11 protein-coding genes are annotated in these 14220 nt (G+C 34.5%); all 11 read left to right on the top strand.

The window, feature by feature from the left end; all coding sequences use genetic code 11:
- Positions 1-85 precede the first annotated feature (85 nt).
- Positions 86-922, top strand: coding sequence for a sugar phosphate isomerase/epimerase family protein (locus tag BMY18_RS10575; RefSeq protein ID WP_092453777.1), 837 nt, complete (start codon positions 86-88; stop codon positions 920-922).
- 29 nt (positions 923-951) lie between these two features.
- Positions 952-1476 (top strand): adenine phosphoribosyltransferase, encoded by a 525-nt coding sequence (locus tag BMY18_RS10580; RefSeq protein WP_092453779.1) that lies wholly within the window; start codon positions 952-954, stop codon positions 1474-1476.
- Between the two features lie 147 nt (positions 1477-1623).
- A complete protein-coding gene (locus BMY18_RS10585; protein ID WP_278281004.1) occupies positions 1624-3363 on the top strand; it encodes an ABC transporter ATP-binding protein in 1740 nt (579 codons plus the stop codon).
- Between the two features lie 61 nt (positions 3364-3424).
- Positions 3425-5254, top strand: a complete 1830-nt coding sequence (locus BMY18_RS10590; RefSeq protein ID WP_242941016.1) for an ABC transporter ATP-binding protein — start codon at positions 3425-3427, stop codon at positions 5252-5254.
- A gap of 9 nt (positions 5255-5263) precedes the next feature.
- A complete protein-coding gene (locus BMY18_RS10595) occupies positions 5264-5503 on the top strand; it encodes a hypothetical protein (protein WP_092453783.1) in 240 nt (79 codons plus the stop codon).
- 545 nt (positions 5504-6048) lie between these two features.
- Complete coding sequence (locus BMY18_RS10600; protein ID WP_092453785.1) at positions 6049-8340, top strand: RelA/SpoT family protein; 2292 nt, start codon at positions 6049-6051, stop codon at positions 8338-8340.
- Between the two features lie 26 nt (positions 8341-8366).
- The gene (locus BMY18_RS10605) at positions 8367-9005 is read left to right on the top strand and encodes an MBL fold metallo-hydrolase (protein ID WP_092453898.1); all 639 of its coding nucleotides are present in this window, start codon (positions 8367-8369) and stop codon (positions 9003-9005) included.
- A 24-nt stretch (positions 9006-9029) separates the two neighbouring features.
- Entirely contained in the window at positions 9030-10427 is a 1398-nt protein-coding gene (gene hemZ, locus BMY18_RS10610; protein WP_092453900.1) for a coproporphyrinogen dehydrogenase HemZ, read from the top strand.
- A gap of 33 nt (positions 10428-10460) precedes the next feature.
- Complete coding sequence (locus tag BMY18_RS10615; RefSeq protein WP_092453787.1) at positions 10461-11147, top strand: HD-GYP domain-containing protein; 687 nt, start codon at positions 10461-10463, stop codon at positions 11145-11147.
- Positions 11148-11152: 5 nt separating this feature from the next.
- Positions 11153-12412, top strand: coding sequence for a histidine--tRNA ligase (hisS, locus tag BMY18_RS10620; protein WP_092453789.1), 1260 nt, complete (start codon positions 11153-11155; stop codon positions 12410-12412).
- 23 nt (positions 12413-12435) lie between these two features.
- Positions 12436-14220: an aspartate--tRNA ligase gene (aspS, locus tag BMY18_RS10625; protein WP_092453792.1), complete on the top strand. Its 1785-nt coding sequence runs from the start codon at positions 12436-12438 to the stop codon at positions 14218-14220.

The raw sequence follows: 14220 nt of genomic DNA on the forward strand, positions 1-14220 counted from the left end.
TAAAATAAAAGTTGTTTTTGATTTTTAATATTAGATTTAATATATTAGAGTTATATATTTATTACTAATGGGAGGTATTTTTTTAATGAGAATTGGTATTAGAGCACATGATATGGAGTATGCACCACTTGAACAATTAATTCCTAATATACATAACCAGGGATTCCATTGTATGCATATAGCATTAAGTAAATCAATTAAGGAATTTAAACCAGAGATAGAAACAATGACACCAGGACTTGCTATGTATATGAAAGAATTGTGCATTGAGAATAAAGTGGATGTTGCAGTGCTTGGTTGTTATCTTAACTTAGCAAATCCAGATCCAGAACAACTCGCTAAGATTGTTGAAAAGTATAAGGCACATATTCGATTTGCAAGTGTACTCGGCTGTGCGGTTGTAGGCACTGAGACGGGTGCTGTTAATACGGAATATAAATTTGATCCAGCCAACCATTCAGAAGAAGCACTTGAAATATTTATCAAGAATTTAAGACCAGTTATTGAATATGCTGAAAAATTCGGTGTCATATTTGCCATTGAGCCAGTATATAAGCATATTGTATATACGATAGAAAGAGCAAAAAAAGTATTAGATGCTATTAATTCACCTAATCTACAGATTATTTTTGACCCTGTAAATGTTCTTTCAGTTGAAAATATCAAAGACCAAGATGAAATAATGCAACAGGCGTTTGATTTACTAGGCAATGATATTGCAATTATACATGCGAAAGATTTTGTGGTTGAAAACAATAATATTATTTCAGTTGCTGCAGGAACAGGCGGACTAAACTATCCGTTGTTGTTAAAATTAGTGAAACAACATAAACCATATGTTCATGTGACATTAGAAGATACAAATCCATCAAATGCGATTGCAGCAAGAGAATTTATGGAAAAGACATATGCTGAAGTATAAAAAATTGATAAATTGAAAGGATAATTTAAATGAAAAAGATTGAAGAATATATTAGAAGTATACCCAATTTTCCTGAAGAAGGAATTATTTTTAGAGATATAACAAGTGTCTTGGAGGATGCTGATGGATTACATCTTGCAATTGATAGTATGCAAGCAATGTTAAAAGACGTTGAGTTTGATTTACTGTTAGGCCCTGAATCACGTGGATTCATTTTTGGGGTACCTATTGCATATAATATGCATAAACCATTTATTCCAGTAAGAAAGAAAGGTAAGCTTCCATGTGAAACTATTTCAACAGAATATGCATTAGAATATGGTACAGCGACAATTGAAATGCATAAAGATGCCATAAAGGAAGGTCAAAGAGTTGTAATAATTGATGACTTAATGGCAACGGGCGGAACAATAGAAGCAATAATTAAGTTAGTTGAAAGGCTTGGCGGAATTGTTGTTAAAGCAGTATTTCTTATTGAATTAGAAGGACTTAATGGTCGTGACAAGCTTGAAGGCTATGAGGTAGATTCAGTTATCAAATATCCTGGAAAATAAAAGCTAGTTTATTTGTAACTGCTCAGTACCTGAACAATTACTTGCCTCGCAAAATAGTGACTTCTTAATGGGTGATTTATTTACTGAAAAAGGTTGTAATTAAAAATGAAAATTATAATAAATTATTTAAAACCCCACTTTAATCGTATGATAGTGGGGTTTGTAATAAAATTTGGCGGAACCCTTATGGATTTACTTTTACCTTGGATTCTCGCTTATATTATTGATGAGGTAGTTCCTCAAAACAATATTAATAAAGTACTTTTATGGGGTGTGGCTATGTTTTTCTGCGCTCTTTTTGCTGTGCTTGGAAACATAATTGCAAACAGAATGGCAGCTGGGGTTGCAAAAGATGCGACGCGAGTATTAAGAAATGATCTTTTTGAAAAGATAACATCATTATCCTTTAATCAGATGGATTCTTTTACAGAGGCTTCTTTAATTTCAAGAATGACTTCAGATACTTATAATATTCATAATGTCATAGGTAGAATGCAACGATTAGGAGTGAGAGCACCAATACTTTTAATTGGAGGAATCGCTTTAACAATGACGCTTGATCCTATACTTTCACTTATATTGGTAGCATCACTTCCACTTTTGGGTGTGGTTGTTTTTTTTGTCTCAAAAAAAGGAATTCCACTCTATATTGAACAACAGTCTATGGCAGATCTTTTAGTTAGAAAAGTCAGGGAAAGTATAACTGGAATCAGAGTAATTAAGGCATTGTCAAAGACGAATTATGAGGAAAAACAATTTGAAAAAATAAATGCAAATGTGGTTTCAAAGGAAAAGAAAGCCGCTATTGTAATGGCAATCACGAATCCTGTAATGAATTTTTTGCTTAATATGGGTTGGGTATTGATAATCATTGTAGGCGCATCAAGAGTAAATGTAGGGCTTACGAAACCCGGTACAATCATAGCATTTCTTACATATTTCACAATTATTTTGAATGCTATGCTTTCTATTACAAATCTATTTGTGCTATTTTCAAAAGCAACTGCATCAGCAAATAGAATAGAACAAGTATTGAATACTTGTGAGGATTTGAAGCAGGTTACAAATGTATATGTAGATTCAGATACTGGTTCATATAAGGATTCAGATGCTAATAGAAATGAATATGCAGATGCCAATTCATATAAAGATTCTCAAGTTCCTTATAGGATAGAATTTGATCATGTATCCTTTTCGTATAATAAAAATTACTACAGTATAGAGGATGTCAGCTTTACTTTGAAAAAAGGTCAAACACTTGGGATAATTGGTGCAACTGGTTCAGGAAAGACGACAATAATCAACCTCTTAATGCGTTTTTATGACGTTGATAGCGGGGTAATCAAAATAGATGGAAAAGACATCAGAAAATATTCCCATGATGAATTTTATCAAAAGTTTGGCGCTGTATTTCAAAATGATACATTGTTTGAGGATACCATATATGAAAATATTAATCTTGGACGAGAATTATCGGATAAGCAGGTGGAAAAAGCAGCTGAATATGCACAAATTCTTGATCATATTAAGTTGATGAAAAATGGATTTGGTGCGGACGTTTCAATCAAAGGTGCTAATTTAAGCGGTGGACAGAAACAAAGAATTTTGATAGCAAGAGCACTCGCAAAGAGTCCCCAAATACTGATTTTAGATGATTCATCGAGTGCACTTGATTACAAGACAGATGCAACATTACGAAATGACATCAAGAAAAATTTCGTAGATACTACAACGATTATAGTTGCGCAGCGTGTAAGTTCGGTTATGAATTCTGATATTATAATTGTAGTTGATGAAGGTAAATTGGTAGGCAAAGGAACGCATGAAGAACTTCTGCTTACATGTCAGGAATATAGAGAGATAAGTAATCTACAGCTTGGTAAATGATAGTTTTTGATATTTTCGTATTAGAATGATTGTTTGAATATTTTCGAAAGGAGTGACGTATATGGCTAGAACAGGAGCGGAAATGTTTTCTGGCGGCGGACCAAAGATTCATAAAGGAACAAGTGCAGAGGAAATACTAAGTAATAGTAAAAGTATTAATAAAAAAGGAACGATACGTCGACTTGGAAAATATTTATTTCGATATAAATTTCTAATGATATTGGCACTAACAATGTCTTTTGCAAGTAATGTATTTTCACTTCTTGGTCCGAGACTTTCAGGCCTCGCAATTGATAATATTGAAGGTGGTGTAGGAAAGGTTGCATTTGATAAAGTATTCTATTACTGTGGACTGATGGCAGCATTTTATATTATTTCTTCAATTTTATCTTATGTTCTTTCTGTTTTAATGGTAAATATCAGCCAGAAGATTATACACAAGATGAGGGAAGATGTGTTTGGTAGCTTAATGCGGTTGCCAATATCATATTTCGATACACATCAGACAGGTGAAATTTTAAGCAAAATGTCATATGATATTGATACAGTCAATACCTCACTTTCTACAGATTTGGTCCAATTATGTACCAGTTTAATTACGGTTGTAGGTTCCTTCGTAATGATGGCATCAATTTCAACAAACCTTTTGTTTATATTTGTGATTACAATACCAATGTCAATTTTCATTACCAAATTTATTGTTAAAAAGACAAGACCGTTGTTTCGTGAACGTTCAGCATCTCTTGGACGTATGAATGGCTTTGTTGAGGAGATGATAGCAGGACAGAAGACTTTAAAAGCCTATAACCAAGAAAATAATACAATCATAAAATTCAAAAAAAAGAATGAAGATGCTGTGATGGGATATTATAATGCAGATTATTTCGGAAGCATGACGGGTCCATTTGTTAACTTTATTAATAATTTATCGCTTGCATTAATTACTGTGTTCGGAGCAATTTTATATATGCAATCAGCAATTTCACTCGGAAATATTTCATCATTTGTACTGTATTCAAGAAAGTTTTCAGGACCGATTAATGAAGCAGCAAATATAATGGGTGATTTTCAGTCGGCATTAGCTGCAGCTGAGAGAGTATTTAGAGTGATTGATGAGCCCAAAGAAGCTGCAGATATATTTGAAGCAAAGACATTAACTGATGTTTTGGGTGAAGTTGATGTTAAAAATGTTGACTTTGGTTATGTCAAAGGAAGACCGATACTAAAGAATCTTAGCTTTCATGCCGAGCCAGGCAAGTTAGTTGCAATTGTCGGAACAACAGGAGCCGGAAAAACGACAATTATCAATCTCTTAATGAGATTTTACGACATCGACAGCGGTAATATAACTGTAGATGGCAATAATATATTAGATGTCACAAGAGATAGTCTTAGAAAGTCATATGCAATGGTGCTTCAAGATACGTGGTTGTTTCGAGGAACCGTATTTGATAATATTGCCTATGGTAAAGAACATGCAACAATGGAGGAAGTGGTAGAAGCAGCAAAAGCATCCAAGATTCATAATTATATAATTGGTCTGCCACAAGGATATGATACGATTCTATCAGAAGAAGGTACGAATATATCAAAAGGTCAAAAACAACTCATAACAATAGCCAGAGCAATGTTATTAGATTCAAACATGCTTATCTTAGACGAAGCCACATCTAACGTTGATATAAGAACCGAATCAAAAATCCAGGATGCGATGCGTAGACTGATGAAGGAAAAGACTTGCTTTGTAATAGCACACAGACTTTCAACAATCCAAAATGCCGATGAAATCTTAGTCGTAAAAGCGGGCAATATCGTCGAGCAAGGGACGCATACAGCTTTGATGGGGAAAATGGGGACGTATTATAACATGTACGTATCGCAGTGGAACTGAGGGTGTAGAATGAATATTCATGGTTACATTTTGGGTGGGGCAAGGGCAAATGCGTGGAGAGATGTATGCATGAATACTCATACAATTTGTCGACCTTTCCTTCAAACAGTATGCTTTGGACTAGACTCAGATGAAAAAACCATGACTGCTGATTTCGGCCGGTCAGCTGTAAAGCTTATAAGGGTAAATGAATATTCAGGGTTACTCTTTGTGGGGCGCAAAGGGCAAAGCAAGTGTGGGAGGGTGTAGAATGAATATTCATATTTGCATTTTAAAGGGCATTAAAGGGCCAACAGGGCGAGAGAATGTATTGGGGGAGCATACAACTACATTCCGAATGCTTTGCGCATCTAAGGGCAAGCGAGGGAGTGTAGAATGAATATTAATTTATGTTTTAAAGCCGCTCAACGAAGTAAACGGTGAATAGTAATTTATAATTATGCATTTCGCCGTAGACCGGCTGAAAGCAGTGTTCATATTTTTTCCAAGACTCAGATGAAAGATCGAACGAAGTGAGATTTTTCATCATCCCTGAGGCTTGCAAAAAAATATACTGCTTGAAGGAAAGGCAGGCGAAATGCATAATTATAAATTACTATTCACTCACCACCTCCCGATAGCTTTAAACCATAACTTAATATTCATCGCTACATTTTCAAGCGAATTTAACACGAAAAGATGATATATGTACTTATTATAATGCGGTTTTCACAGGATTCTTGTTTGGGACTTGCAATATCGCATTATTGCCATTATAATTGTATGAAAGTTCTATACGAGAAAGCGGGTGTGAAATGTCAGAAGAAACAGATGAGAAGAAGACTTTAGAAGATGGCACAGAAATTTCAATTAAGTCACCAGTGGATTTCGTGAGTCAAGATGTGCTATATAATGAACTTGTAGAGTGTATAAAAAAATATCATCCCTCAACTGATTTTTCACAGATCAGGAAAGCATATGAAATTGCTAATAATGCACATAAGGGACAATTAAGAAAATCGGGTGAACCATATATAATTCATCCTCTTTCTGTTGCAATTATCCTAGCGGAATTAGAGCTTGATAAAGAGACTATTGTTGCAGGTCTTTTACATGATGTAGTAGAAGATACTTCTATTACGACGGAACAAATAACAAAAGAATTTGGTAATGAAGTTGCACTTCTCGTAGATGGTGTTACGAAGTTGACACAGTTAAGCTATGATAATGATAAGATTGAAGTCCAGGCAGAGAACTTACGAAAGATGTTTCTTGCAATGGCAAAGGATATCAGAGTAATTCTTATAAAACTAGCGGATAGACTTCATAATATGAGAACGATGCAGTATCAAACGCCAGCAAAACAAATTGAAAAATCTAGAGAAACAATGGATATATATGCACCAATCGCTCATAGACTTGGTATTTCTAAAATCAAAGTTGAGCTCGATGATTTATCAATGCAGTATTTGCATCCAGATGTATACAAGGATTTGGCTGATAAAATTGCATTAAGTAAAAATCAAAGAGAAGCATTTGTAAAAGAAATAATAGAAGAAGTAGGAACACATATTGAGAGTGCTGGCATTGAGTGTCACATTGATGGACGTGTAAAGCATTTCTTTAGTATATATAGAAAAATGATAAATCAAGATAAGACATTAGATCAGATATATGATTTGTTTGCAGTTAGAATTAAAGTTGAGACAGTAAAAGATTGTTATGCAGCATTAGGTATCATACATGAAATGTATAAGCCAATTCCTGGGCGTTTCAAGGATTATATTGCTATGCCTAAACCCAATATGTATCAATCACTGCATACAACTTTAATTTCATCAAGTGGTCAGCCCTTTGAAATTCAGATTAGAACCTATGAAATGCACAGAACTGCTGAATATGGTATTGCAGCCCATTGGAAATATAAAGAGGGCAATACTGGTGAAGGCAGTGAAAAGAGTGAAGAAGCGAAACTTAGCTGGCTTAGACAAATACTTGAGTGGCAGAAAGATATGTCTGATAATAAGGAGTTTTTGACATCCATAAAAAATGATTTGAATTTATTTTCAGATAATGTATATTGCTTTACACCTTCAGGTGATGTTAAAAACCTACCAAACGGTTCCACACCAATCGATTTCGCTTACAGTATTCATAGTGCTGTAGGTAATAAAATGGTTGGGTCTAGAGTGAATGGTAAGCTTGTTACAATTGATTATTTGATAAAAAGCGGTGATAGAATTGAGATTATTACTTCTCAGAATTCTAAGGGACCAAGTAGAGATTGGTTAAAAATTGTTAAGAGCACTCAGGCTAGAAATAAGATAAATCAGTGGTTCAAGCAAGAATTAAAAGAAGATAATATAATAAAAGGCAAAGAGTTAATTGATAAATATGCCAAGGGGAAAGGTCTTCAACTTTCCGATTATACAAAAGCTGAATATGTAGAGAAGACACTTACAAAATATGGGTTTAGAGACTGGGAATCCCTTCTTGCGTCAGTTGGACATGGCGGTTTAAAAGAAGGCCAGGTAGTTAATAAATTAGTTGAAGAATTTGATAAAAAGAAAAAGGCTTCCATTACGGATAAAGATATACTTGATTCACATTCAGAGCAAATAGAAAAAACAAGTACGCCAACGAAGCATTCTAAGAGTGGAATTGTAGTTAGAGGCATTCATGATGTTGCAGTAAGATATTCAAAATGCTGTAGTGCTGTTCCTGGTGATGAAATAGTAGGCTTTGTTACAAGAGGCCGAGGAATTTCAATCCATAGAACTGATTGCATCAACGTACTGAATCTTCCAGAAAGTGAAAGAGAAAGACTAATTGACGCTGAATGGCAGAAAACAGAAGCGACAGGTGAGAAGTACACAGCCGAAATCAAGATGTTTGCAAATAACAGAAAAGCTTTGATTGTAGATATTTCAAGGATATTTACAGAGAGTAATATAGATGTGAAATCAATGAATTGTAGAGTAAATAAGCATGATAAAGCTACAATCAGTGTTGGATTTGATATTCATTGCAAAGATGAATTGCAAAAAATAGTTGATAAGCTAAGAAATATTGAAGGTGTAGTTGATATTATAAGAACTACAGGTTGATGATAGCGGAAAGGTATGGTCACATTATGGACGAAAATAAAATTAGAATAATTACGAAGGTGCTTGGATCAGTAAGTACTAATTGCTATTTCATAGTAAATGTATCGACAAAGGATACAATTATTATTGACCCGGCGGATAGTCCAGCGACAATCAAATCCGTAATTTCAGAAAACGGGTTAAAGCCGCAAGCTATTTTACTTACACATGGTCATTTTGACCATATTTTGGCCGCGAATCAGATTAAAGAAAAATTCAATATACCTGTAATTGCCTGTGATAAAGAAAAGAATATCATTGAGAATAGTAGTTTTAATTTATCCTCATCTTTTGGAGCAAACGTTCAACTGAAGGCCGACGAATATGTGCAAGATGGAACATTATTAAATATTGCTGGATTTTCGATAAAAGTAATTCATACACCGGGTCATACCGAAGGCAGTGTTTGTTATTACTTTTTAAACGAAGATATTCTAATCAGTGGTGATACATTATTTAATGAATCTGTAGGTCGAAGTGATTTTCCAACAGGAAGTGCATCACAGCTTATACGTTCAGTAAAAGAAAAATTGCTCATATTACCCGGAAAAACAATCGTGTATCCGGGCCATGGAGACTCGACTACGATTGAATATGAAAAAAAGTACAACCCATTTTGCCAATGAGGTTTAGTGAAGGACAAAAATTATATGATTTATATTAAAATAGAGGACTTAGATTTTTATGACGATGCAAATATTCTAGTAAAATCTTTTTATCCAAGAACAGAAGTGACATCAAAGCCAATTGATGATGCTGAACTTACGATTGAAGTTGAATCACCAGTAATTGATGGTAGAAGTAAGGGAGAAATTCATGATGAATTCAAAGAAAAACTATATTTGCAATTAGTGAAATTAACAGGAAAAACATTGCCTTGGGGAAATGTAACAGGAGTACGACCAAGTAAAGTTGTGGTAAAAATGTTCAATAATGGCGTTCCTGAATCAGATATAAGAAAATTCTATAGAGAAGAACATTTTGTAAGTGAGGAAAAAATTGATTTAGCGGTGGTAGTGGCAAAGAAAGAACTTGAGATACTAAAAAGTATAGACTATATTAAAGGTTATAGTTTATACATTGGAATTCCATTTTGCCCAACTACATGTTTGTATTGCTCATTTACCTCATTTTCATTAGCAATATGGCAAAAAGAAGTAGACAATTATTTAGATGCGTTAATCAAGGAAATGCAGTTTGTTTCTGACAGCATGAAGGATAGAAGGTTAGACACGATATATTTTGGAGGTGGAACGCCAACTACTCTTTCCGCGCAACAATTAGACAGATTACTTACTGCCTTAGAAAATAATTTTAATGTTGAGCACGTTTACGAATTAACGGTAGAGGCAGGTCGCCCTGACAGTATTACATTGGAAAAATTATTGGTTTTGAAGTCTCATAAAGTAGGTAGAATTTCGATTAATCCTCAAACGATGAATCAGAAAACGCTTGATATTATTGGTAGACGTCATACGGTTCAACAGATTATAGATTCATTTAAAATGGCAAGAGACAATGGATTTGATAATATTAACATGGATTTGATTTTGGGACTTCCAGGTGAAGACGAAGCAATGATTCATTATACATTAGAACAAATTAAGAAATTAAGCCCAGATAGCCTTACAATTCATTCACTTGCAATAAAACGTGCTGCGGCGATTAATATTTTAAAAGAGAAATATAAGAATGTATCAATTGTTAATACGGATGAAATCGTTGCGATGACAGCAGCATATGCAAAAGAAATGGGACTTGAACCGTATTATATGTATCGTCAGAAAAATATGGCTGGTAATTTCGAAAATGTGGGCTATTCTAAACCAGGAAAAGAATGCATTTATAATGTTCTAATTATGGAGGAGAAGCAGACAATAATAGCAGTTGGTGCAGGCGGTGCCTCAAAGGTTATTTTTTATAGTGAAGATGGCAACTATGATAGAGTTGAAAGAATAGAAAATGTAAAAGATGTAAGAAATTATATAGATAGAATTGATGAGATGATTGATAGAAAACGTAAATTTTTCGCAGAAAACAGTTTCTAATTAATTGGTTAGAGTTAGAGGGGAAATTGAGTAATGGATAAACAAAAGAAAGTAAATAATCAGTATATCGGCGGGACAGCAGTGAATCGTGTTAAGTTGAATAATAATGTAAATGATTATAAACAGAAAAAAAATAATTATATGTGGAACGATTTTAAGGATGGAATTTCACATGGAATATTAGTAAGTAATCTTGCATATTCGCTTGCAAAAGCTATGAAGTTAGAAGAAGCAGAGTGTTACGATTTGGCATTAGCTGGATTACTTCATGATATTGGAAAACTTGAACTTTCGCAGTATTTGTATGGAAGAAATAACGATGGACTTTCAATTGAAGAAATGAAATATATGAGAATGCATTCTAAATTAAGTTATGATTTGCTTTTAGATTATCATTATTCAGATAATTTAATGGAAACAGTACTTAGACATCATGAGTGCTATGATGGAAGTGGATATCCAGATAATTTACAAGGTGAAGAAATTCCACTTGGAGCAAGGATTATAAGAGTGGTTGATGAATTTGCGGCGTTGATTGCGGACAGACCTTACAGAAAGGCATTCGACATAGATACTGCTGTGGATATCATGATAGAAGAAGTTAAAAATATGGATATGGTTGTCTTTATTACTTTTCAGAGAATGATACACGAACCGGAAACATTACAATTGATTGAAAAAAGTAAAATCGAAATAAATGATATAGATTTGGAGGATTAGCAGTTATGGCACTCAGTAAGAAGCCTGTAACAGGTATGAAAGACATTTTACCAGCGGAGATGCAGATAAGAGATTACGTAATTGGTGTAATAAAAGATACCTATGGTGATTTTGGATTTACACCGATAGAGACACCTTGTATGGAAAATATAGAAAATTTAAGTAGCAAGCAGGGCGGAGAAAATGAAAAACTCATATTCAAGGTATTAAAACGTGGAGAAAAGCTGAACCTTGAAACTGCAAAGACAGAAGCTGACCTTGTAGATACGGGGCTTAGATATGATTTGACGGTTCCACTAGTTCGATTCTATTCAAATAATGCAAGCCAGCTTCCTACTCCATTTAAAGCACTACAAATTGGAAATGTGTGGAGAGCTGACAGACCGCAAAGAGGTCGTTATCGTCAGTTTATGCAGTGTGATATTGATATTTTGGGAGAGCCAAGTAATCTTGCAGAAATTGAGCTTATTCTCGCAACAACAACAACGCTTGGAAAACTTGGATTCAAGGATTTCCAGATTCGTATCAATGAACGAAGAATCCTTAAGGCAATGGCGGCGTATAGTGGATTTTCAGAAGAAAATTATGATACCGTATTTATTATTCTAGATAAGATGGACAAGATAGGTCTTGACGGAGTTGCTACTGAATTAGAAAGCAGTGGATTTGATAAGACAAGCATAGATAAATACGTGGCATTATTCAAAGGTGTTGATAATGCGCAGAATGGTGTGGCTTATCTTGCACATGAACTGGTTGGTTTTCTTGAAAAAGAAGTAGAAGAAAGTCTTGCTGAAATTATTGAAAGTGTCGAAACTACAAAGGCAGCAAAATTCGAAATAATATTTGACCCAACATTAGTGAGGGGCATGTCTTATTATACAGGAACTATTTTTGAAATTTCTATCCCTGAGTTTGGTGGAAGTTGTGGCGGCGGTGGACGTTATGATAAGATGGTAGGAAATTTCACGGGAAGTGATGTTCCTGCGTGCGGATTTTCAATTGGATTTGAACGGATTGTATTACTACTTCTTGAAAGTGGCTTTCAGATACCTACTGAATCAAAGAAAATCGCATATCTTTTGGAAAAAGGCATCGCGGGAAAAGCTTTGTGTAATGTAATTGAAGAAGCGCAAAATGCAAGAAAGAATGGCGAAAAAGTTCTTGTAGTTAGAATGAATAAAAATAAAAAATTTCAAAAAGAACAACTTATACAACAAGGCTATGAAGAATTCAAGGAATTCTATAATGACCCGTTAAACTAAGAGATATTTATAAGGAGGAAAAAATGGCTGAATCAATGAAAGGCTTAAAAAGAAGTAATAGATGTACTGAAATAGGTGTTGAAAATGTAGGACAAGTTGTAACTGTAATGGGGTGGGTTCAAAAAAGAAGAAATTTAGGAAGCTTGATTTTTGTGGATTTGCGAGATCGCTCCGGTTTATTGCAGATAATATTTGATGAAAATGATATCGGAAAAGAAGGCTTTGAAAAGGCTTATGGCATAAGAAATGAATTTGTAATTGCAGTGGTTGGACAAGTTGAAAAACGTTCAGGAGCTGTTAATGAAAATCTTGCGACTGGTGAAATAGAGATTCGTGCAACGCAACTTAGAATCCTTTCAGAATCAGAGACTCCACCTTTTCCTATTGAGGAAAATTCAAATGTAAAGGAAGAACTTCGATTAAAATACAGATATTTAGACCTTAGAAGACCGGATCTTCAAAATAATTTGATTATGAGAAGCAAGGTTGCTACACTTACAAGATTATTTCTTGCAAATGAAGGGTTCCTTGAAATCGAAACTCCTATGCTTACAAAAAGTACGCCAGAAGGAGCTAGGGATTACCTTGTTCCTAGCCGTGTTCACCCAGGTAACTTTTATGCACTTCCACAGTCACCTCAGTTATTTAAACAATTACTAATGTGTTCTGGATATGACAGATATATGCAGATTGTAAAATGCTTTAGAGATGAGGATTTAAGAGCGGACAGACAACCTGAATTCACACAGATTGATATGGAATTGTCATTTGTTGATATTGATGATGTTATAGAAGTAAATGAAAGATTGTTGGCACATGTATTCAAAGAAGTGATTGACGTTGATGTTCAACTTCCAATTCAAAGAATGACATGGCAGGTAGCAATGGATCGTTTTGGTTCTGATAAACCAGATCTTAGATTTGGTATGGAGCTTAAGGATGTTTCAAATATCGTAAAAGATTGCGGCTTTGTTGTATTTACAGGAGCTCTTGAAAATGGCGGTTCGGTTAGAGGAATTAATGCAAATGGTCAAGGTGCAATGCCTCGTAAAAAGATAGATGCTTTAGTGGAATTCGCTAAGGGATATGGCGCAAAAGGTCTTGCATATATTGCAATTAATGAAGATGGCACATTTAAATCATCATTTGGAAAATTCATGACAGAGGATGAAATGCAGGCACTTATTGATGCTATGGAAGGTAAACCCGGTGATTTACTTTTGTTTTCATCTGATAAGAATAAGATCGTATGGAATGTTTTAGGCGCGCTTAGAGTTGAAATCGCAAATAGCCTTGGATTACTCGATAAGAATATTTTTGAATTTCTTTGGGTTACAGAATTCCCACTTCTTGAGTTTTCAGAAGAAGAAAATAGATTTACAGCGATGCATCATCCATTTACAATGCCAATGGAAGAAGATCTTGATAAACTTGAAAGTGATCCAGGATCAGTTCGTGCGAAAGCCTATGATATCGTATTGAATGGTACTGAAATCGGTGGAGGTAGCGTTAGAATATCGCAAAACCATATCCAAGAAAAAATGCTTGAATTACTTGGCTTCACAAAAGAGGATGCTTATGAAAGATTTGGATTCCTTTTAGATGCATTTAAATATGGTGTTCCCCCACATGCAGGCCTGGCTTATGGGCTTGATAGAATGGTCATGCTTATGGCAAAAAAAGACAGTATTAGAGATGTTATCGCCTTTCCTAAGATAAAAGATGCAACTTGTCTTATGACAGATGCACCAAATGTTGTTGACGCAAAACAACTTAAAGAATTAGCCTTGGAAATCATTGAAAAATAA

This window comes from [Clostridium] fimetarium (assembly GCF_900111235.1).
GTDB classification, from domain to species: domain Bacteria; phylum Bacillota; class Clostridia; order Lachnospirales; family Lachnospiraceae; genus Clostridium_N; species Clostridium_N fimetarium.

Coding starts and splice junctions, on each gene's coding strand:
- BMY18_RS10575 (WP_092453777.1), top strand. CDS start 86: ATGAGAATTGGTATTAGAGCACATGATATGGAGTATGCACCACTTGAA.
- BMY18_RS10580 (WP_092453779.1), top strand. CDS start 952: ATGAAAAAGATTGAAGAATATATTAGAAGTATACCCAATTTTCCTGAA.
- BMY18_RS10585 (WP_278281004.1), top strand. CDS start 1,624: ATGATAGTGGGGTTTGTAATAAAATTTGGCGGAACCCTTATGGATTTA.
- BMY18_RS10590 (WP_242941016.1), top strand. CDS start 3,425: ATGGCTAGAACAGGAGCGGAAATGTTTTCTGGCGGCGGACCAAAGATT.
- BMY18_RS10595 (WP_092453783.1), top strand. CDS start 5,264: ATGAATATTCATGGTTACATTTTGGGTGGGGCAAGGGCAAATGCGTGG.
- BMY18_RS10600 (WP_092453785.1), top strand. CDS start 6,049: ATGTCAGAAGAAACAGATGAGAAGAAGACTTTAGAAGATGGCACAGAA.
- BMY18_RS10605 (WP_092453898.1), top strand. CDS start 8,367: ATGGACGAAAATAAAATTAGAATAATTACGAAGGTGCTTGGATCAGTA.
- hemZ (WP_092453900.1), top strand. CDS start 9,030: ATGATTTATATTAAAATAGAGGACTTAGATTTTTATGACGATGCAAAT.
- BMY18_RS10615 (WP_092453787.1), top strand. CDS start 10,461: ATGGATAAACAAAAGAAAGTAAATAATCAGTATATCGGCGGGACAGCA.
- hisS (WP_092453789.1), top strand. CDS start 11,153: ATGGCACTCAGTAAGAAGCCTGTAACAGGTATGAAAGACATTTTACCA.
- aspS (WP_092453792.1), top strand. CDS start 12,436: ATGGCTGAATCAATGAAAGGCTTAAAAAGAAGTAATAGATGTACTGAA.